Genomic DNA, 20,426 nt, shown 5'->3' with positions numbered 1-20,426 from the left:
GAAAAGGCTTGTTTATTGTTTGTAAACTATGTATAATAGGAAACGGTCTCTTCCGCCGGCAAGTCCCGGCGGGCCAGTTTGCATCAGCTTAACTTGCAGTAAATAAATTGATATATCCTATATAATGGAGGTAACGCCATGAAACTCGGCATTGTTGGGCTTCCCAATGTGGGAAAATCCACCTTATTCAACGCTATCACCAATGCGGGCGCGCAGTCTGCCAACTATCCTTTTTGCACCATTGAGCCAAATGTAGGGATGGTTTCTGTGCCGGACGAACGGCTGGATGTATTGGCAAAAATGTACGATCCGGATAAATATACGCCTGCTGTCATTGAATTTGTGGATATTGCCGGGTTGGTGCGGGGCGCCTCCAAAGGGGAGGGGCTTGGAAATAAGTTTCTTTCCCATATCCGGGAAGTGGACGCGATTATTCATGTGGTGCGCTGTTTTGAGGACAGCGAGATCGTCCATGTAGACGGAGAGATCGGTCCCCGCCGGGATGTGGAGACGATCAATTTGGAGCTGATTTTTTCCGATATCGATATTGTAGAGCGCCGGATCGACCGCACCAAAAAAGCTGCAAAAGGCGACCGCAGCTTAGCGGGCCAGGCAGAGCTGCTCGAGCGTCTGAAAACCTTCCTGGAGGAGGGAAAGTCCGCCCGGGGATTTGAATGTACCAAAGAGGAAAGAGCGGTGATTGATGAGATGCCGCTGCTTTCTTCCAAGCCGGTCATTTATGTGGCCAATATGAGCGAAGAAGATTTTATAGGGGATATCAAGGAAAACAAGTATTATCGCGAACTTTGTGAAATTGCTCAGGCGGAGAACACCCTCGTCGTTCCCATCTGCGCTAAAATTGAAGAGGAAATTTCTGACATGCCCAAGGAGGACAAGTTCTTGTTTCTCTCTGATCTGGGGCTTTCTGAATCCGGTCTGGATCGTCTGATTAAGGCCAGCTATTCTCTTCTGGGCCTAATCTCCTATCTGACCGCCGGAAAGCAAGAAGTCCGTGCCTGGACCATTACCAACGGCACAAAAGCTCCCCAGGCCGCCGGAAAAATTCACAGCGATTTTGAAAAAGGATTTATTCGCGCGGAAGTCATCTCTTACGACGATCTGGTGGCCTGCGGCTCTATGGCTGCCGCCAAGGAAAAAGGCCTTGTCCGCTCGGAGGGCAAAGAGTATGTCTTTAAGGATGGCGATGTAGTTCTGTTCCGTTTCAACGTTTAATAAACACAAAAAAGCCCCCGGCTCAGGCCGGGGGCTTTTTTCAGTTTTTGCAGCAGTACTCAACAATCTTATCCGAAAGCCCGGTATAGGCAGCAAGCTGCTGGACCGTCCAGTTGTAATAGCGGCTCTCACGGATCGTATCCTTATCCAAAAGCAGGTATCCGCTGAAAATATCTGCTTCCCGCTCAAAGCGATTAGAAACAAAATCCGTGTTTTTTAAAAGAAACAAAGAATTCTGCCGGGAATGAAGCAACGCATGACCCAACTCGTGAGCGCAGACCACTCTTTGCTCCTCTAAAGTGAGGGCACAGTTGAGATAGATAAACTGCATTCCAAAAAGATAAGAATAAAAACCTTTTACATTCATAGGCAGTTCTACGTTCAGCACTTCGATATTCAGATACTGACAGAGCTGCTTTGGGTCGTTGGTAGCATACCTTTCCACAAGGGACGCGGCCATCTCCTTAATAGTCGTCATCATTATGTCCTTTCCTGACCAATGCCTCCCCTTCTTCTCTGTCGGTAGGAGTTTGCTTAGCGCCAGGGGAGGTTATTTTATTCACGGCGACCATAGCGCCCACTTCAATAGCGCTGACCACCTGTACAATCTCATTTTCGCTCAAAGGGATTCCGTTAAACATCAACCCTTCCTGCCGAAGCAGCCGGTCACGAAAATCATGAATAATTTCATTTAAATCGGTATTGTCCTGAGGCAAAGGATTTCCATTGGACACGGGGCCGTCCAATAAAAAATAGTCGCTGGATACGCAGAACAGCTTGCACAAAGCGGCCAGATTGTTGTTATCCGGCTGCCTGCGCCCCTGCTCATACATCCCCACCGTGCTTTTCGAGAGGCCAAGAGCCTTGGCAACGTCTTCTTGAGTCATTTTTCGGCTTTTGCGCAGAGCTTTCAGTCTTTCTCCTAGCATCCTTATCACCCCAACACTACAATAACACAAGTCGTGTTCAAAATCAATAATATTCTCTAAAAATCATGTTTTATTTGTTGACATCACACGTTTTGTGTGATACTTTGTAATTAAAGATCGAAATAACACATTTTGTATAATGTAGGAGGAGATGTGTATGAATATTGAACAATTGGCGCTGCAGTATCGTCAGACTGCCGATGATTTGCAGGAGCGACTGGAAGTTCTCAAGCGGGAATTGGCGTGTGCCAGGGGTTTGGAGGTATTCAAGCTACAAAAACGTATTGAAACTATGTATGCCGAACTCCAGGATGTGCGCACCATTATGGGATATCTGAACAATTATTATATCAGCTAGGAGGAGTCCGCTTGTTTAATAGGGAAAATAAGTCCATTCTTTGGAAAACAGATAATTTTCAGCATCTGGTGGAGACGATGGCGCCTCTTTCTGGCTTTAACAACTACAAACGCCGGGAGATTTACCGCAGTCTGGTATACAATGCCATTGAAACTATGCCCAGTTCCCTCCAGGACACTTTGACTATGCATTATCTGCAAGGGCTGGGGATCGGCGAAATCGCCCGAAGATGCGGCATCCACCGTACCACTGTCACCCGCAGGCTGGCCCTGGCAAAAAGGAAGATTCAGCAGCTGCTTATCCTTTTTGAAAATTCCAGCTCCTTTCCCTCCTGATAAATTTATCTGGTTTTGTTCTCACAAGGTTTTTAATTGACAATTCTCCCTGCATGTTATAAAATTATCACAGTTATGATTACATATTATTTACATTCGACTGGGAGGTATTTGTTTTGTCGGATAAAATTCAGCAGGCTGCCGATAAATTCGCAGAGCTTGTGAAGGTGCAGCTGGAAAGAAACGAACGGATCAAAGCTCAAAAGGAATTTGTCGATTATGAAAAGCTGGACAAAATTATCATTGGGGTGTGCGGCGGCGATGGAATCGGGCCGGTAATCACCCATGAGGCCGCCCGTGTATTAGAGCATATGCTGGCGGATGAGGTGAAAAAGGGCCGGGTAGAATTCCGTACAATCGACGGTCTTACCATTGAAAATCGTGTAAAACACAATAAAGCGATCCCGGACGATGTGTTGGCAGAGCTGAAAAAATGCCATGTGATCTTAAAGGGCCCTACCACCACTCCCCGCGCCGGTGATCCTTGGCCTAATATTGAAAGCGCCAACGTCGCTATGAGAAAAGAATTGGATTTGTTCGCCAATGTGCGTCCGGTAAAGGTTCCGGATCAGGGGATTGATTGGACCTTCTTCCGGGAGAATACCGAGGGCGCTTATACCTTAGGTTCCTGTGGCGTCAATGTTGACCAAGACGTGGCTTTTGATTTTGTGCTTTGCACTACGGAAGGCACTGAACGTATTGCCCGCTTAGCATACGATTTTGCCCGGAAAAATAAAAAAGAACGGGTTTCCATTATCACCAAGGCCAATGTTGTAAAAACTACCGATGGTAAGTTCTTAAAGCTTTGTCAGAACATCGGCCAAGAGTATCCGGAAATTATCACTGACGACTGGTATATTGATATTTGCACCGCAAAGCTCATTGACCAGAAACGTCGGCGTGACTTTAAAGTATTTATCCTGCCCAACCTGTACGGTGATATCATCACAGATGAAGCCGCTGAATTCCAGGGAGGCGTAGGTACTGCAGGAAGCGCTAATATCGGCAAAAAATATGCTATGTTTGAAGCGATTCATGGCTCCGCCCCACGCATGGTTTCAGAAGGCCGTGACAAATATGCGGATCCCTGTTCCATGCTTCGTGCCGCCGTACTTCTGCTGAGCCATATCGGTTATCAGAAACAGGCTGACGAGTTGGAAAGAGCGTTGGATGTCTGCATGTATGAGGAGAAAAAACTCATAGTAACCGGCCGTGATACCGGCGCTACCTGTGAACAGTTTGGAAATTACGTAATGGATACCATCGAACGCCTTTAATTAAGACTGGATGGATTAAGAAAGGTTGTTACATATGCCTAAACACGAAGGAGTTTCTTTATCGGTAATCAAGCGGCTGCCAAGATATTACCGGTTTCTGGGCGACTTGCTGGAAAAAGGCGTTACTCGCATCTCTTCCAGAGAATTAGCTCAGTTGATGCGGTTGACCGCATCTCAAATCCGTCAGGATTTGAACTGTTTCGGCGGCTTCGGACAGCAGGGGTATGGATATAATGTGGCCGCTCTTCATAAGGAAATCGGCAATATCCTGGGACTGAATAATAATTATACTATTATCTTGCTGGGCGCTGGTAATTTGGGACGAGCGATTGCAAAGCATATGGATTTCGAAGCCAGAGGGTTGCATTTAATTGGTATTTTTGATAACAATCCTACGGTGGTAGGCCAGCAGATTAAAGGTCTGACCGTTGCCAACAGCACTTATTTGGAGGATTTTTGCCGGGAACGCAAGCCTAAGGCGGCGATCCTTTGTATTCCTAAGGAAGCAGCCCATGAAACGGTGGAGAGGTTAATGTCCGCGGGGGTCAAGTGCTTCTGGAATTTTTCCCACTACGACCTATCTTTGGCGTTTGAGGACGCAGTGGTGGAAAATGTTCATTTGGGCGACAGCTTGATGACTTTGTGTTATCAGATCAACGAATATTATTCCGATGGGGAAGAAAAATAAAAGAAGGAGCGGCAATGCCGCTCCTTCTTTTATTTTTCTTTCATCCGCGTAAGCTGGTCGCTGATTGCCGCAAACTGCTCCAGACTTAACTGCTCCGCCCTGCTGCAAGCGGGTACCCCCGCGCGGCCAAGCGCTTCGCTTAGCCTGTCTTTAGGCAGGCTAAACGAAGCGGAAAGACAATTCAAAATTGTCTTTCGGCGCATTGAAAATGCGCCCTTGACCGCGCAGAAGAAGGTATCTTCTTCCTGGACGCTCACCGGCGGCGCAGTGCGGATATCCAACCGGATCACCATGCTATCCACATCCGGCGAAGGCATAAACGATCCCCGGGAAACCGGGAATAGTATTTTGGGTTCACTATAATATTGTACCGCAATGCTCACGGCTCCCACATCCCTGGTTCCCGCCCGGGCACATAACCGCTGAGCCGCTTCCTTCTGAACCATTACCGTGATGGATTTTATCGGAAGCCTTTGTTCCAGCAGGTTCATAATAATCGGTGAGGTAATATAATAAGGAAGATTTGCGCAAACCACTACATCCATCCCTAAAAATTTTTCCTTAATCAAAGCAGGAAGATCCACTTTCATTACATCGGCGTTGATAATTTCTACATTATCAAATTCGGCCAAGGTTTCTTCTAATATGGGCAAAAGCCGCTGATCGATTTCGATGCAAACCACCTTCTGGGCCCGCCGAGCAAGTTCAGCAGTAAGCACACCTACCCCAGCGCCGATCTCAATCACACCCACTCCCTTTTCCGCGCCGCCCATTTCAGCCATTTTGGGGCAGACGGACGGGTTAATCAGAAAATTTTGTCCCAAGGCTTTGGAAAACTCAACCCCATGACGGGTCATGAGATCTTTAATGACGTTGATATTAGAAAGATTTTCCATTGGTATATTAACCTCATTTTATTACATAATGTAAAATTTTGACAACTGGTTGCATATTCTGTCGGATTATAGTAAACTGTATTTAATCACCATGTAACCTGGTTTTACTTATTATAAAGGATGTGTGCCAATATGACAAGACGGGATAAAATCAATTATTATTTAGATATTGCTGAAACAGTACTTGAACGAGGCACCTGTTTGCGCCGGAATTTCGGGGCGATTATTGTAAAGAACGATCAGATTGTTTCTACCGGTTATGTGGGCGCTCCTCGGGGCAGGGAAAACTGTTGTGACCTGGGCTATTGCACCCGGGCGAAACTAAATATTCCCCGCGGCCAGCGGTATGAACTGTGCCGTTCGGTCCATGCGGAGGCTAACGCCATCATTCACGCTTCCCGTACGGACATGCTTAAATCGACCTTGTATCTGGTGGGGAAAGAATGTGACACCGGCGAGTATGTACAAGGGGCGGTCCCCTGTTCTATGTGTACTCGTTTAATTATCAACGCCGGGATTGCCACAGTAATTGTCCGGGACGATAAAGAAAATTTTCGGGTAATTAATGTAGCGGATGAATGGATTGTCAATGACGAATCTTTAAAAGGACTCAGCAATTATTAAATATATCATTTTTTCAAAGGCTTTGACCATGGTCAAAGCCTTTTTTCGTCGAAGAATGCGGTGGGCGATGTTTGACTTTTGATCGTTTACTGATATAATTATTATGTGTTAATACGCCCAGTAAACAAGAGTATAAATTATGCATATTCGTCAAAAATAAAGCTGTAAAATCTCATAGAAAGAGGTAGACGGCTTGAGTAAATTTGATGAAGAAAACGATGCGGCAACCCAAGGTAAAAACGAAGAAAACCAGGATGAAAACAACGAACAGGCAGCCAACGAACAAACTCAGCAGATCATCGAAACCGGCGGGATCACTGCTAAAAAAGGAAAACATATCATCCACTGTTTGACCATTATCGGTCAAATTGAAGGCCACTATATTCTGCCTGCCCAAAATAAAACCACAAAATACGAACATGTGATTCCCCAGCTTCTGGCAGTGGAGCAGGACCCGTCTATTGAAGGTTTGGTGGTTATTTTGAATACGGTGGGGGGAGATGTGGAGGCAGGGCTTGCTATTGCCGAACTGCTTTCTGGAATGAAAAAGCCTACGGTTTCGCTGGTGTTGGGCGGCGGTCATTCAATTGGCGTCCCGCTGGCGTGCAGCGCCCGTAAATCCTTTATCGTGCCTTCCGCTACTATGACAGTACATCCGGTGCGGATGAACGGGTTGGTATTGGGCGTTCCCCAGACGCTAAGCTATTTTGACAAAATGCAGGAACGGATTGTAAAATTTGTTACGGACAATTCCAAAATTTCCGCCGATCGTTTCCGCCAGCTGATGATGAACAAGGACGAGTTGGTGATGGACGTAGGAACCGTCCTGGACGGGCAGGCGGCAGTGGAAGAAGGATTGATCGATTCTTTAGGCGGCGTTTCCGATGTAATCCAAGCACTGTATGAGATGATTGAGGAACAGCCCAGAGAAAAATCCTCCCGCAAAAAAAACACAGCCCGCAAAAAAAGTGCTGAGAAAACACGTAAAAAAGAAGAAAATCCTATGGTAGACGCCACAGATACTATGTTTCGAAGCATGAAATATGGGGAGGAATGGTTATGATTCTTCATTCTATCGTCCCTATCGATTATATACTTCCAGCGGAAAATACAGTGGAATATGCTTATAAACGAGTGAATAACAGTTATATACAGGGAACCAAGTCGGAGGGGAAATTTACTGTTACCCGGCTGATTTCCACCGATCCGAAAATGTATCTGGATCCCCATTATAATCCAGGGCAAACTCTGAAGTAATTGGCAGATATGTTTTCGTATTATCAAAAGGCGCGGAAAATTTTTCCGCGCAAATACATATCTTACGTGAGGGATTAGCCATGGGCATTTTTGACGCAATTTTCCAGGGATTTGTACAGGGACTTACAGAATTTCTTCCTGTGTCCAGTTCCGGACATCTTTCTCTAGTTCAATATTTTACCGGGAACAGCGGGGACAGCGGCTTTCTGTTTTCTATCCTGCTTCATGCGGGAACCTTAATCGCTGTGTGTCTCGTTTTCTGGCGCACAATCTTAGAGCTTTTTTTGGAATTTTTCTATATGATAGGAGATATCTTCCGGGGCAGGTTCTCTTTTTCCACCATGCCCGCTGCCCGAAGAATGCTTTTGATGCTGATTGTCTCCACCCTTCCTTTGGGTCTTATGCTTCTTTTTAAAGATGCAGTAGCTCGTTTTTCTCAGGACAATGATATTGTAGTTGAAGGTATCTGCTTTTTAATTACAGGCACCCTTCTTTTGATGTCCAGCTCCTGCCGCAAAGGGTGGAAAAACGCTAAAAATACCGGCATAAAAGACGCTTTGGTGGTTGGGGCGGCGCAAGTGGCCGCAACCATGCCTGGGATTTCCCGTTCCGGCTCTACGATTTCCAGCGGAATGATGATGGGATTTGAACAGGCGTATGCTGTTTCTTACTCCTTTATTTTAGGGATTCCGGCAGTTTTAGGGGCGATTATTTTGGAGGTAGGCGACGCGGTGGAGCAAGGGACCTCCTTACCTACAGGCGTTGTTATCGCCGGACTTCTCAGCTCTGCCCTTTTTGGAATTTTAGCGATTAAATTGGTGCAGTGGGTTGTCAAAGGAAATAAGCTGAAATATTTTGGTTATTATACCATCGCTTTAGGTGTGTTAACAGTATGTCTTGGAATTTTTGAGATGGTCTCCGGCCATCAGATACAGCAATTTTTTTCTTCGCTGTAAGCTTATGATATAAGCCCTACATTTTGTATCCTTGGAGGTTATTATGGCAACAAAATCATCTAGATCAGCTTCATCCCGTTCTTCCTCCGGGTCCTCCCGGGGGAAAAACGCCGCCGCTACCCGCAAACGCAATGCGGCGCAGGCGCGGGCAAAAAAACAAATGCGAGCGGTAATCCTGTTCGCCATAGGAATATTTTTAGGAGCGCTGGTTTTTATTGAGGGAAAAAGCTTTTGGAACGGGCTTCATAAAACCCTCCTGGGATTTTTCGGAATGGGAGCTATTTTAGTAGCCGCGGAATTAATTTACATAGCAATCCTTGAAACCATGGACAAGCCGGTAAAATTCAAGGCGTGGACCTGTTCTTTATTGGTTTGTTTTTTCTGCGGTTCTATTCAAATTTTCAAGATGGGCCTTCCTCAGAGTGAAAATTTTCTGGACGCTATTGTGGAGATTTTCCTTATGGGAATCCAGTTGGACAACGGCGGTCTGTTGGGAGCCGTTCCTGGGCTTCCCCTTCTTCATTTCTGCGGGGATCTGGGAGCAAAAATTATTATTATCCTTTTGATCTTTGTATTTATTATGCTGATCACCGGCGGCACCCTGATCGGTCTTCTTCGCGCTGCGAAAAAGCCGGTGGAAAAGATGGGAGAGGTATACGCGGACCAGTTGGAGCGGCGTCAGTCCCGCACGGTAGATATTCCTTTGGATAAAAGCAAGCGCACTCCTATCGACATCCCTTTGGATAATGCTCCTGTCAGTCGCGGAGCAAAAACACAGGGTGGAGCCGTTTCCAATAACCCTGTGGATATTCCCCTGGACAAGCCTCTTCCCCAAAATCAAAAATTTGCTATTGATATTCCTCTGGACGACGATTTCGATCCCCATGAAGTAGGAGGATTCAGTCTGTCCGTAGCACAGGAACCCATGCAGTTTGTCCCCGCCCCGCCGCCGTCTATTGACGAGTTGGTAAGCAAAGCGGCTACCGAAACCGGCCGCTTTACCTTTAAGGCGGACGACAGCGCCGGGGCGCCCGTTCCTCCAAAGGCTTTGAAAGAAGAAACGGACGGCGTATTCCATTTTAGCGACTCAGACGCGCAGCCGGCTCCGCCCGAGCCCCAGGACAAAGGCAAACCGGACACGCAAATTCAGGCCGAGCTTGCCAAAGAAGCGCAGGCCGCGCCAGCGCCGGCGTATGTAAAACCGCCGGTCAGTCTGCTTCGCCAGGTAAAGAAAAAATCGGATACGGATATCACTGACGAGATGAAGGCCAACGCCCAGCGTTTGGTGGATACCCTGTCCAGCTTTGGGGTACAGACAAGGATCGTAGACATTTCCCGCGGCCCTGCAGTTACCCGATACGAGCTCCAGCCTTCCGCTGGGGTAAAAATTAGCAAGATCACCAACCTGGCTGACGACATCGCTCTTAATTTGGCGGCGGCCGGCGTGCGTATTGAAGCTCCTATTCCTAACAAGGCCGCTGTGGGTATTGAGGTTCCCAATAAGGTGATCAGTTCGGTTTCCATCCGGGAAATTATCGATTCTAAAGAGTTTCAGACCGCCGCAAGCGGCGTCAGCGTGGCTTTAGGGCGGGATATCGCCGGCAACATTACCATCGCGGATATCGCTAAAATGCCCCATCTTCTGATCGCCGGTTCTACCGGTTCTGGTAAATCGGTATGTATCAATTCCATTATTATGAGTCTGTTGTATAAATCCACCCCAGATGAGGTCCGCTTTTTGATGATTGATCCAAAGGTGGTGGAACTTGGGGTTTATAATGGTATTCCCCAGCTTTTGGTGCCTGTGGTCACTGATCCTAAGAAAGCCGCCGGCGCTTTGAGCTGGGCGGTTACGGAAATGCTCAAGCGATATAAACTGTTTGCGGATAACAGCGTGCGCGATATTACTTCCTTTAATCATCTGGCGGAGCATACCGAGGGACTAGCGAAAATGCCCCAGGTGGTCATCATTATCGACGAGCTTGCGGATTTAATGATGGCTGCTCCCAACGAAATTGAGGATTACATCTGCCGTCTTGCCCAAATGGCCAGGGCGGCGGGGATGCATCTGGTAATTGCTACTCAGCGTCCATCGGTGGATGTTATCACCGGCGTTATCAAAGCCAATATTCCTTCCCGCATTGCTTTCGCGGTTTCTTCTCAAGTGGACAGCCGTACGATTTTAGATATGGGCGGAGCGGAGAAACTATTGGGACGGGGAGATATGCTCTTCTCTCCGGTAGGCTCTTCCAAACCGCTTCGAGTACAGGGGTGCTTTGTTACTGATGAAGAGATTGAAAAGGTAATCACCTTTATTAAATCGGACAGTTCTGCGGATTATGATGAATCTATCGCTCAGGAGATCGATAATCACGTGGTCTCCGGCAAAAAAGGTTCTTCCGGCGATGGTTCCAACGACGGCGCGCCTAACGAAGAGGATGAGATGCTCTTCCCTGCTATCGAATGTGTCATCGAAGCTGGACAAGCCTCCACTTCCCTCCTTCAGCGGCGGCTGAAGCTGGGCTATGCCCGGGCGGCCCGGATTGTGGACGAAATGGAACGCAGAGGAATTGTCGGCCCCTTTGAGGGCAGCAAACCCCGTCAGGTATTGATTTCTATGGATCGCTGGCTGGAGATGAAGCTTAATTCGGAAGAATAACTTTTTGGGAGAACCATTTTCGGTTCTCCCTACTCGTTCTTAAAGGAGATTTAAATTTATGTTTTTACCCATGACCATGCAGGAAGCGAAAAAACGGGGCTGGGATGAATTTGATTTTATTTGTGTCACCGGCGACGCTTATGTGGATCATCCCAGCTTTGGGATCGCTATTGTTTCCCGCTTATTGGAATCTTTGGGTTATCGGGTGGGGATGATCGCCCAGCCGAATCCTCAAAAGCCGTCGGATTTCCAGAAACTTGGCACCCCAAAATACGGTTTTTGGGTAAACGGCGGAAATATTGACAGTATGGTGGCCCACTATACCGCCGCTAAACGCCGCCGTTCAAACGATGCGTACACACCCGGCGGAAAGGCGGGAAAGCGGCCTGACCGGGCGGTAACTGTGTACTGCAATAAGCTGCGGGAGCTGTATCCCAACGCTAACATTGTCATTGGAGGTTTAGAAGCTTCCATGCGCCGATTTGCTCATTACGACTACTGGGCCGACAAGGTAATGCCATCCATTTTAGTGGACAGTAAAGCGGATCTGCTGATCTTTGGCATGGGGGAAAAACAAACGGAAGTCATCGCCCGGCATTTAGCCGGGGGCGGCCAGGCTGATCAGGTGCGCTGCCGGGGCGTATGTTATCTTACCGACCAGTTGGGTCTGCCTGCCGATGCAGTATCGGTAGCCTCTTTTGCTAAAGTGAGCGAAAATAAGCTTTCCTATGCGAAAGCCACTCATACAGAAATAGAAGAACAGGACCATATCCGTGGAAAGCATATTATTCAAAAGCAAGGAAATAACCTTTTCCTGGTGCAAACCCCGCCGATGGAACCTCTTTCTCAGGAAGAATTAGATCGGGTGTTCGCACTGCCTTTTGAACGGATGTACCACCCTTCTTATGAAGCTATGGGCGGCGTAGACGCCATTAAGGAAGTGGAGTTTTCCATTATGCATAACCGGGGCTGTTTTGGAAACTGTAATTTCTGTTCTATCGCTTTCCATCAGGGGCGTACTGTCACCTGCCGAAGCGAACAGTCAGTAATTGATGAAGCCATAAGCTTTACTAAAAATCCCCGGTTTAAAGGATATATCAGTGATGTAGGCGGCCCTTCCGCTAACTTTCGGCGGCCGTCCTGTGATAAACAGCTTCTCCATGGACTGTGCGCCCAGCGCAAATGTTTAGCGCCCAAGCCATGTCCTAATCTAGTGGTGGATCATAGGGAGTATCTTGATCTTTTACGTAAGCTGCGCTCTATTAAAGGTATAAAAAAAGTATTTGTCCGTTCGGGTCTGCGGTATGATTATATGATGCTGGAAAAAGACGACACTTTTATGCGGGAATTAATAGAGTTTCATGTAAGCGGACAGCTGAAGGTTGCCCCTGAGCATTGCAGCCCTAATGTGCTGGATTGTATGGGAAAACCTCATATTGAGGTTTATGAAAGATTTTCCGAGCGTTTTTATCGGCTTACAAAGGAAGTGGGAAAAGAACAATATCTTGTTCCGTATCTTATTTCCTCCCATCCTGGCTCCACTTTACAAGATGCGGTTAATTTGGCGGTGTTTTTAAAAAAGCATCATATCCGTCCAGAACAGGTCCAAGATTTCTATCCCACCCCAGGCACGGTTTCTACCTGTATGTTTTATACTGGACTGGACCCATACACCTTAAAACCAGTGTTTGTACCCACTACCCAAGAAGAAAAGTGGCTTCAGCGTTCCTTGCTTCAATATTTTAAGCCGGAGAACCGCCGGGCAGTAGCAACAGCACTTCACAAGGCAGGACGGGAAGATTTAATCGGCTCCGGCCCTGGCTGCCTGATCCCACCAGAGCGTTCCCATGCGGGCGCCGGCGCTGCTTCCAGCGCTGGCCGCGCCCAAGGCGCGAAAAACGTCCGCGCTGAAAAAAACAGCGGCTCTTCCAAAGAGAAAGGTAAAGATCAAAGGGACCCCGCTTTTTATGGGCGGCGGGGCCGCGGACGTTCGGCGCCCGCAGGCACCCCTAAAACCGGAAAAAACAGCCGATATGCCAAAAAAGGAAAGCGCTGACTTTCTTTCGTGAGGAGGGTAAGTTTTGGGAAAGAAAAAATTACCCCTGCTAAAAATAATCATCATCCTCCTGGTGCTTGTGACTTTGTATTTTGCTGTGTTGGGCGGCAATCAACTATTGGGCGGGCCTATACAGAGCCTAACTTCCATGTCGGATGGGATTGGCCGCCTGCTCAATACCTTGTACATAAAACTGGGGCTTTCTACCGATATGATACAGGCGCAGGGTGAGCTGCAGGTGCATTTTATCGATGTGGGACAGGGAAAGTCCATTTTAATCAAAACCCCTACCGCCAACGTACTAATTGACACAGGAGAAGCGGATCAAAGCGAACGTCTGCTGACTTATCTTGCGGCCCAAAACGTATCTTCTCTCGATCTTGCGGTGATTACCCATCCTCATTCTGATCATATGGGCGGGATGGCCTATCTGTTGGAGAAGTTACCTGTCAAAAAACTTATGATGCCTGAATTAAATAAGGAGCTTCTTCCTAGCGACCAAGGATTTGAAAATCTTTTGGACAAGCTTTCGGAAATCGGCCTTTCTATTACTGCTGCCCGGCCTGGGGATAGTTATTTTCTGGGAGAAGAAATTTGCTTTACCATCCTGGGCCCTGTGAAAAGCGATCCAACGGATTTAAATGAAAACTCCATTGTTTCTCGGCTGGTTTATAACAAGTGCTCCTTTTTATTTACCGGAGACTGTGGAGCAAGAGAGGAAAATGACCTGCTTTGCCGCTGGGCGCAGGCTCTGCCAAGCAATGTGCTGGATGTGGGGCATCATGGAAGCGACACCTCTACCCAGCAAGAATGGTTGACGGCGGTTTCTCCTTCGATTGGAGTGATCTCCTGCGGCAGAGATAATGCCTTTGGCCATCCATCTCAGACTGTACTCGGCCGTCTCAAAGAGCAAGGAGTCAACATTTATCGAACAGATTTAAACGGAAGTATAGTTTTTGGCAGCGATGGAGAAAATATTACTGTTTTTACTTCGCGGTAATTATATTGTATTTATGTTGCGAATTTATGGATATTTGTTTCCTGATTGTAAAATCGCATTGACATTTCCCTTTCTGGAAACGTATACTTAAATCACAGGAACAACCGCAATTCACCACGGTTTATTGTCAACAGATAAGGAGTGAACGATTATGTCAATTTTAGTCACTGGCGGTGCTGGATATATCGGTTCCCACACCTGCGTGGAGCTTCTGAACGCTGGACGTGAGATTGTTGTCATGGATAATTTCGTCAATTCGAAACCGGAGGCTTTGCGCCGGATAAAACAAATTACCAAAAAAGATTTTAAATTTTATGAAACAGATATGCTTGACCGGGATGGGATGGAAACCATCTTCCAGGAAAATAAAATTGATTCTGTCATTCATTTCGCGGGACTGAAGGCGGTGGGGGAATCCGTACATGTTCCATTGAAGTATTATCATAACAACATTACCGGTACAGTAATCCTCTGTGAAGTAATGGAGAAATACGGCTGTAAAAAGTTTGTATTCTCCTCTTCCGCTACTGTGTATGGAATGCATAATCCGGTTCCCTTTAAAGAGGATATGCCTCTTTCTACCACCAACCCCTATGGAACCACAAAACTGTTTATCGAACAGATTTTAACGGATCTTCATACGGCTGATCCCGAATGGAGCGTAGCTCTGCTTCGGTACTTTAATCCTATCGGCGCCCATGAAAGCGGACTGTTAGGAGAGGACCCCAACGGTATTCCCAACAACCTGCTGCCTTATATCTCCCAGGTGGCCACTGGCAAGCTTCCCCAGTTGAGTATCTATGGGGACGATTATGATACTCCGGATGGTACCGGCGTGCGGGATTACATCCATGTGGTGGATCTGGCGGTGGGCCATTTAAACGCGTTGGATTATATTATGAATAAAACCGGCGTGGAGGCCATTAATTTGGGGACCGGCGTAGGTTATTCCGTACTCGATGTGATGCACGCCTTTGAAAAGGCCTGCGGCAAGCTTATCAATCATAAGATTGTCGGCCGCCGGGCCGGGGATATTGATACCTCCTATGCGGATGCTACAAAGGCGAAAGAGCTGCTTCATTGGCAGGCGAAAAAAACATTGGACAATATGTGCATGGACACTTGGAATTTTAATAAAAACAACCCCAATGGACTTTAATCATTTGGTAAATTTCTACTCCCATTTTAACAGCCATATAGCATACAATATGCTATATGGCTGTTTTCTTTTTACACAAGGATAATTGAACAATTTACCCAGAATGTTATTCTGATCTTGTACATATGAAAGATTATCTGGGGAAATTTTGCAGGGAGGGTCCAGGTTGAAACGGTTTTTAAGAATTGTTACAGGAAAGCTTATGATCTTTGCTCTGTTGATTATTGTGCAGCTGGCGATTTTGTTCGGAACGATTTGCTTTCTCGAGGAATATTCCGGCCGGATTTATGGTTTTCTCACTTTCTTTGGTATCTGTGTCACCTTATGGCTGGTATCTAAGGACGATAACCCCTCTTATAAACTGGCATGGGTTGTGCTCATCCTAATTTTGCCAGTATTCGGCGTGCTGTTTTACTTAATTTTTGGAAATAAAAGTATGCCCCAAAAAATGCATAAACGTATCAGCCAATCGATGGAATATGAAAAATCCCTTCTCAGCAATGATTTTACCCATAATGACGAGCTTTCTAAAATCGACGCCCAACTGGCGTCTCTTTCCCGCTATATCTCCAACACCACCTACTATCCTATGTGGAAAAATACCCAAGCGGAATATTTCTCTGTGGGAGAAACGATGTGGCAGCGGATGATAGAAGAGCTGGAAAAGGCGGAAAAATTTATCTTTATGGAGTTCTTTATTTTAGAGGAAGGCAAAATGTGGGAGCCGATTTTTGAAATTTTGAAACAGAAGGCGGCCGAAGGATTGGACGTACGTTTTCTGTACGATGATCTGGGCTGTATTCAAACGCTGCCTTCCAATTATTATAAAAAGATGATGGATTTTGGAATTAAGGCTGCTGTCTTTAACCCTTTTGAACCCCATTTAAATTCTTCTATGAACTTCCGGGACCACCGGAAAATTGTAGTGATCGACGGCAATGTGGGATTTTGCGGCGGGATTAATATTGCGGATGAGTATATTAACGCCTATGAAAAACACGGTCATTGGAAGGATACCGGCGTCTTTTTGCGGGGAAGCGCCGTATGGAATCTGACCTCTATGTTCCTTTCCCTGTGGAATTTCACCTGCCCTACGGAAGATGAAGGGGATTATTTGCGTTTTCACCCTACCCTTTGGACAGAAAGCGACGGCTTTGTCCAGCCCTTCGGCGACAGTCCCCTAAACGGTATCAATGTATTGGAATGCGCCTATATGCAAATTTTAAGCCGGGCGACAAAATATGTGTATATCACCACTCCCTATCTGATTATCGATAATGAGATGGCCACCTGCCTTTCCATCGCCGCCCGCAGCGGGACGGATGTGCGTATTATTACCCCTCACGTGCCGGACAAATGGTACGTCCATGAAACTACCCAATCCTTTTATCAGTCCCTTCTGGACGCCGGGGTGTGTATCTATGAATACACCCCAGGTTTTATACATTCTAAAATGTTCGTATCGGATGATGACGTGGCCATTGTGGGCACCGCTAATATGGATTACCGAAGTTTCTTTCTGCACTTTGAGTGCGGCGTATGTTTTTATAACGCCAAAGCGGTAGCTGACGTAAGGGACGATATTTTAAAAACTCTGGAGCATTGCCGGCAAGTCCCCAAAAATTATAACAAGACCGTTCCAATTTATAAAAAAATTCTTCGTTCTTTCCTGCGGCTGTTCTCCCCTATGATGTAATTGTAAAGAACAAGACGGTCCCCGGCAGGCTGCCGGGGACCGTCTTGTTTGGTTAGAGAGTGAAAAGTTTTCAAAGATTATTTGATAATTTCGTTGTAGTCAAGCTGTTTTTGAATCTCCGCAGGAAGCTTTGAATAAGGGATCATTACCGGTGTTCCTGTAGCCGTACCCTCAAAATAGAAGTTGGCATATACCAGTTTTTCATTGGCTGGTATGGTGGCGGTAACCGCCTGTGCCAGGACGCGGATATCCGCCTCATTCTCAAATACCTGTTCCAGATCGCCATAATAAGAAGCCGCGGCAACCGCACGGTCCTCAACATAGACTTCTTCCGTCACAGTCTGCTCTTTCATTTTTGCGTCTTCCTTGATCATCCGGATACGTTCCTGGATGCTGTCTTTTATATTGTCATAGTCAGCAGAATAGAACTCATTATAGTCCGGGGAAATTTGATAAAGCGCGCTGATCGCCGACCCATAACGATAATAGTTGCCGCTGCTGACACTGACCACAACGCCCTTGACCTTGCTAAGGTCGGGAGTAATTTCATCAATAACGCCTTTCGACTTTAGGAATTTATACGTTTCCTGTTCCCGGCTGGAAATGATAAAGTAGCCTCCGGTGCTGCAGCGCTCACTGCCCTGCTTGGGCAACTGGGCATTAAAGGAAAGGATTCCAATCGGGGAATCTTTGGGATCGCTCAGCTGCTCTAAGGTGAGAGCGGAAATATCCGTACGAATTGCCTCCAAGAGTTTCGCGCTGTCCGCCTGCGAATAAATCTGCTTCATCTCCTTAGATCCAAACATATCCTGGACGTACCATTCCACAATATTTTCCGGTTCGGTGTAGAATGCGGGATAGGCTTGATAGAGAAGTTCCGGCTGTGTTTCCAAGGGAGCCAGCAGCATCATGCTTTCTACATCGCAGGAATCATAAGCTCTAGTAAGCGTACGACCGTTGGACAGATGATACGTGATAACAATATTAGGATATACCATACTCACATCGTCCGGCACATTCTTACGGGAGCTCCACTGGCTGCCGTATTTTTTTCCAGTAACATCCTGATGGAACAAGCGCAAAGTTTCAATGTTTTCCTTTTGTTCCAAAGTAATGGTAGCAAGCCTCTTCGTAAAAGTGTGCCCCTCATCGTCGCTGATATAAGGACCTACAGCCATTGGATCGCTGTCTCCGTAGCGTCCCTTATAATTTACCTCCACCGAAGAAATATTCTCTATGGACGGAATACGGTTCTCATAGCCCAGGCCGCCGGTAAAGATCAGTGAGATCAGTCCTACGGTCAAAACTACCATTCCCGCTCCCAGGGGCAGGCTGCGCACTAAGGTCTTAAATCCGCGGTTAAAGATGACTTCCATAATGATGTAGGCCAGTAAACCGCCGATAATCGTCCACATAATAAAGGATAGCTTATTGTTGTCGCTAACACCCACCATCTGGAAAATTAGCCCAAAGCAAACGCCGCATACAACAGTTCCTATCAGCATAATAATCTTTGGAAGTATTCCAGAAGAGGTGGCCTGTTCTGCAATCTCACTGTGGCGACGGCGGTACAGCCGCGCCGCTAAAACAAACAGAACGCATCCGATCACCAGCATAAGTAAAATCGAAATGTTGCTGTGGAACAGTACCTGGGTATATATGTCGCTTCCTTCATAAAACCCTAGCCGGCAAGGCATCAGGGTAATAGGAGAAAAATTAAAAATCAAATAACTGGTCAGCTGATTCGCCCGAAAACCAAACAGGAACATATCGCACAGGACAAGATACAGTCCACTGATCACCGGAGCGGCAAAAAGTAAAACGCAAGTAAAAACGAACGTATCAAACACAGTGCCGACGCAAACCGCTACCAGCGCAGTAACAATATAAATGACAAAAGAACAGACTAACCATCCTAATGTGTCCAGACACATATAACCGAGCACCGATGGGAAAAATCCAAATTTCGCGATCTGCACAACAGCGATCAGCAAAGTATATACAATCATAGGCACGGCGATAATGGTTACCGCCACCATAGCGTTGACTAAAAGCAGGGTTTCCCGTTTAATCGGCATACTGTGGTACACATCCGCCGCTTTCTTCGAATGCATATAGCTTTGCAGCATCAGCCCTAAAATAATCGGAATAGCTGCCATAATGACCGTAACAAACACGCTGGAAACGCCTGTAAAGTTTTTCCCCAGGCCGTTAAAGTTATAGTAAGCAAACGGATCCATGGCCAAGGTCAAGGCGTTTATATCATAGTGTTTCAACGATTTAAACGCTTCGATTAAATACTGGAGAGGGTAGAAAATAAACAGAATAACTGCATACATGGAAAAATATCCAATATTGCGGCGGAAAATGGCACGGTATAACTGAGAAAATCTTTTTTGATCAGAAAATGATGTTGTTGTAGTCATAGCCTACCGCCTCCATTTCATGAATAAATACCTCTTCCAATGTAAGAGGAACCCCTTCCGCAAACAAGGCGCCTTTTTCTAAAAGATATTCGGATACCTCACTGCTGATCCCCCGCACCACCATATTAATCAAGCTTCCGGTAGCGCTGATTTGCATAATACTCAAATCTTTTTTAAATTCTTCCAGGGGGATCATCGGGTTAAAGGCCGCATGTACCTTGCAAAAGCCCAGCTTGAGTTCGTCAATCTCACGCTCAAACATAATTTCCCCTTTGTGCAAAAGCCCCACATGATCGCACAGGTCTTCCAGCTCTCTTAGATTATGGGAAGTGATAATTACCGTCATATCCCGGCTGGCAATTTCATCAGAAAGCAATTTGCGTACCGCGCCGCGGATAATCGGGTCCAGTCCATCGAACGCTTCGTCCAGTAAAAGCAGGTCCGGCTGGCTGGCAAGACCCATAATAATCGCCGCCTGGCGTTTCATTCCTTTGGAGAATGTATTAATCTTTTTTCTCGGATCCAAGGGGAAAATTGTACAGAGCTTTGCGTATTTCTCCTCTGAAAAAGTGGAGTAAATGGATTTATAAAATTTCGCCATATCGTTCATATTGCTCTGCGGAAGAAAATACAAATCGTCCGCCACAAAGAAGGTTTTATCTTTTATCTGCGTATTCTCAAATACCGGCTGTCCGTCAATTTCTATTGTCCCGCCGTCGGGCATATATACCCCGGCAATCAGCCGCAAAAATGTAGATTTTCCCGATCCGTTGGAGCCTACCAATCCATAAATAGAACCTTTATGTATTTCGGTAGTAAGGGCGGATAAGGCGGTAAAATCTCCAAAACATTTTACAAGTGACGTCGCTTTTATCAT

19 protein-coding genes are annotated in these 20,426 nt (G+C 46.5%); 14 read left to right on the top strand and 5 right to left on the bottom strand.

The features are described from left to right. Positions 1-138 precede the first annotated feature (138 nt). On the top strand, positions 139-1,233 hold the full coding sequence (gene ychF, locus H8705_RS03095; protein WP_262394397.1) for a redox-regulated ATPase YchF: 1,095 nt from the start codon (positions 139-141) through the stop codon (positions 1,231-1,233). 40 nt (positions 1,234-1,273) lie between these two features. On the opposite strand, the gene H8705_RS03090 is transcribed toward ychF, so the two are convergent. Both H8705_RS03090 and H8705_RS03085 read right to left on the bottom strand, forming a co-directional pair. Next, a complete protein-coding gene (locus H8705_RS03090; RefSeq protein ID WP_262394396.1) occupies positions 1,274-1,714 on the bottom strand; it encodes an ImmA/IrrE family metallo-endopeptidase in 441 nt (146 codons plus the stop codon). Next, positions 1,698-2,162 carry a helix-turn-helix domain-containing protein gene (locus H8705_RS03085; protein WP_262394395.1) on the bottom strand — a complete coding sequence of 155 codons (465 nt, stop codon included), beginning with the start codon at positions 2,160-2,162 and terminating at the stop codon, positions 1,698-1,700. Before H8705_RS03085 ends, H8705_RS03090 begins: the two co-directional genes overlap by 17 nt. 157 nt (positions 2,163-2,319) lie before the next feature. Between H8705_RS03085 and H8705_RS03080 the strand changes: the two genes are divergently transcribed. The 4 genes from H8705_RS03080 to H8705_RS03065 all read left to right on the top strand — a co-directional run bounded on the left by H8705_RS03080 (position 2,320) and on the right by H8705_RS03065 (position 4,820). Continuing rightward, positions 2,320-2,520: a hypothetical protein gene (locus tag H8705_RS03080; protein ID WP_262394394.1), complete on the top strand. Its 201-nt coding sequence runs from the start codon at positions 2,320-2,322 to the stop codon at positions 2,518-2,520. An 11-nt stretch (positions 2,521-2,531) separates the two neighbouring features. Beyond that, a complete protein-coding gene (locus H8705_RS03075; RefSeq protein WP_262394393.1) occupies positions 2,532-2,855 on the top strand; it encodes an RNA polymerase sigma factor in 324 nt (107 codons plus the stop codon). Between the two features lie 116 nt (positions 2,856-2,971). Continuing rightward, complete coding sequence (locus H8705_RS03070) at positions 2,972-4,132, top strand: isocitrate/isopropylmalate family dehydrogenase (protein ID WP_262394392.1); 1,161 nt, start codon at positions 2,972-2,974, stop codon at positions 4,130-4,132. 34 nt (positions 4,133-4,166) lie between these two features. Continuing rightward, positions 4,167-4,820, top strand: coding sequence for a redox-sensing transcriptional repressor Rex (locus tag H8705_RS03065; RefSeq protein WP_262394391.1), 654 nt, complete (start codon positions 4,167-4,169; stop codon positions 4,818-4,820). Between the two features lie 29 nt (positions 4,821-4,849). On the opposite strand, the gene rsmA is transcribed toward H8705_RS03065, so the two are convergent. Then, entirely contained in the window at positions 4,850-5,716 is an 867-nt protein-coding gene (gene rsmA / locus H8705_RS03060) for a 16S rRNA (adenine(1518)-N(6)/adenine(1519)-N(6))-dimethyltransferase RsmA (RefSeq protein ID WP_262394390.1), read from the bottom strand. A 132-nt stretch (positions 5,717-5,848) separates the two neighbouring features. On the opposite strand from rsmA, the gene H8705_RS03055 reads away from it, so the two are divergent. The 9 genes from H8705_RS03055 to cls all read left to right on the top strand — a co-directional run bounded on the left by H8705_RS03055 (position 5,849) and on the right by cls (position 17,123). After that, a complete protein-coding gene (locus H8705_RS03055) occupies positions 5,849-6,340 on the top strand; it encodes a deoxycytidylate deaminase (protein WP_262394389.1) in 492 nt (163 codons plus the stop codon). Between the two features lie 193 nt (positions 6,341-6,533). After that, positions 6,534-7,403, top strand: coding sequence for a ClpP family protease (locus H8705_RS03050; protein ID WP_316248640.1), 870 nt, complete (start codon positions 6,534-6,536; stop codon positions 7,401-7,403). Beyond that, entirely contained in the window at positions 7,400-7,597 is a 198-nt protein-coding gene (locus H8705_RS03045) for a YlzJ-like family protein (RefSeq protein ID WP_262394388.1), read from the top strand. Before H8705_RS03050 ends, H8705_RS03045 begins: the two co-directional genes overlap by 4 nt. Positions 7,598-7,677: 80 nt before the next feature. Beyond that, positions 7,678-8,553: an undecaprenyl-diphosphate phosphatase gene (locus tag H8705_RS03040; RefSeq protein WP_262394387.1), complete on the top strand. Its 876-nt coding sequence runs from the start codon at positions 7,678-7,680 to the stop codon at positions 8,551-8,553. Between the two features lie 43 nt (positions 8,554-8,596). Then, positions 8,597-11,212 carry a DNA translocase FtsK gene (locus H8705_RS03035; RefSeq protein WP_262394386.1) on the top strand — a complete coding sequence of 872 codons (2,616 nt, stop codon included), beginning with the start codon at positions 8,597-8,599 and terminating at the stop codon, positions 11,210-11,212. Between the two features lie 58 nt (positions 11,213-11,270). Then, on the top strand, positions 11,271-13,268 hold the full coding sequence (locus tag H8705_RS03030; protein ID WP_262394385.1) for a YgiQ family radical SAM protein: 1,998 nt from the start codon (positions 11,271-11,273) through the stop codon (positions 13,266-13,268). A gap of 25 nt (positions 13,269-13,293) precedes the next feature. After that, positions 13,294-14,268, top strand: coding sequence for a ComEC/Rec2 family competence protein (locus H8705_RS03025; RefSeq protein ID WP_262394384.1), 975 nt, complete (start codon positions 13,294-13,296; stop codon positions 14,266-14,268). 151 nt (positions 14,269-14,419) lie between these two features. Then, positions 14,420-15,427, top strand: a complete 1,008-nt coding sequence (gene galE, locus H8705_RS03020) for a UDP-glucose 4-epimerase GalE (RefSeq protein ID WP_262394383.1) — start codon at positions 14,420-14,422, stop codon at positions 15,425-15,427. Positions 15,428-15,593: 166 nt separating this feature from the next. Beyond that, a complete protein-coding gene (gene cls, locus H8705_RS03015) occupies positions 15,594-17,123 on the top strand; it encodes a cardiolipin synthase (RefSeq protein WP_262394382.1) in 1,530 nt (509 codons plus the stop codon). 77 nt (positions 17,124-17,200) lie between these two features. On the opposite strand, the gene H8705_RS03010 is transcribed toward cls, so the two are convergent. Together H8705_RS03010 and H8705_RS03005 are read right to left on the bottom strand one after the other, a co-directional pair. Then, positions 17,201-19,549 carry an ABC transporter permease gene (locus H8705_RS03010; RefSeq protein ID WP_262394381.1) on the bottom strand — a complete coding sequence of 783 codons (2,349 nt, stop codon included), beginning with the start codon at positions 19,547-19,549 and terminating at the stop codon, positions 17,201-17,203. After that, positions 19,524-20,426 (bottom strand): ABC transporter ATP-binding protein, encoded by a 903-nt coding sequence (locus tag H8705_RS03005; protein WP_262394380.1) that lies wholly within the window; start codon positions 20,424-20,426, stop codon positions 19,524-19,526. Before H8705_RS03005 ends, H8705_RS03010 begins: the two co-directional genes overlap by 26 nt.

The organism is Youxingia wuxianensis (assembly GCF_014385085.1).
Classification (GTDB): Bacteria; Bacillota; Clostridia; order Oscillospirales; family Ruminococcaceae; genus Youxingia; species Youxingia wuxianensis.
This window is presented reverse-complemented; position numbering and strand designations above follow the sequence as displayed.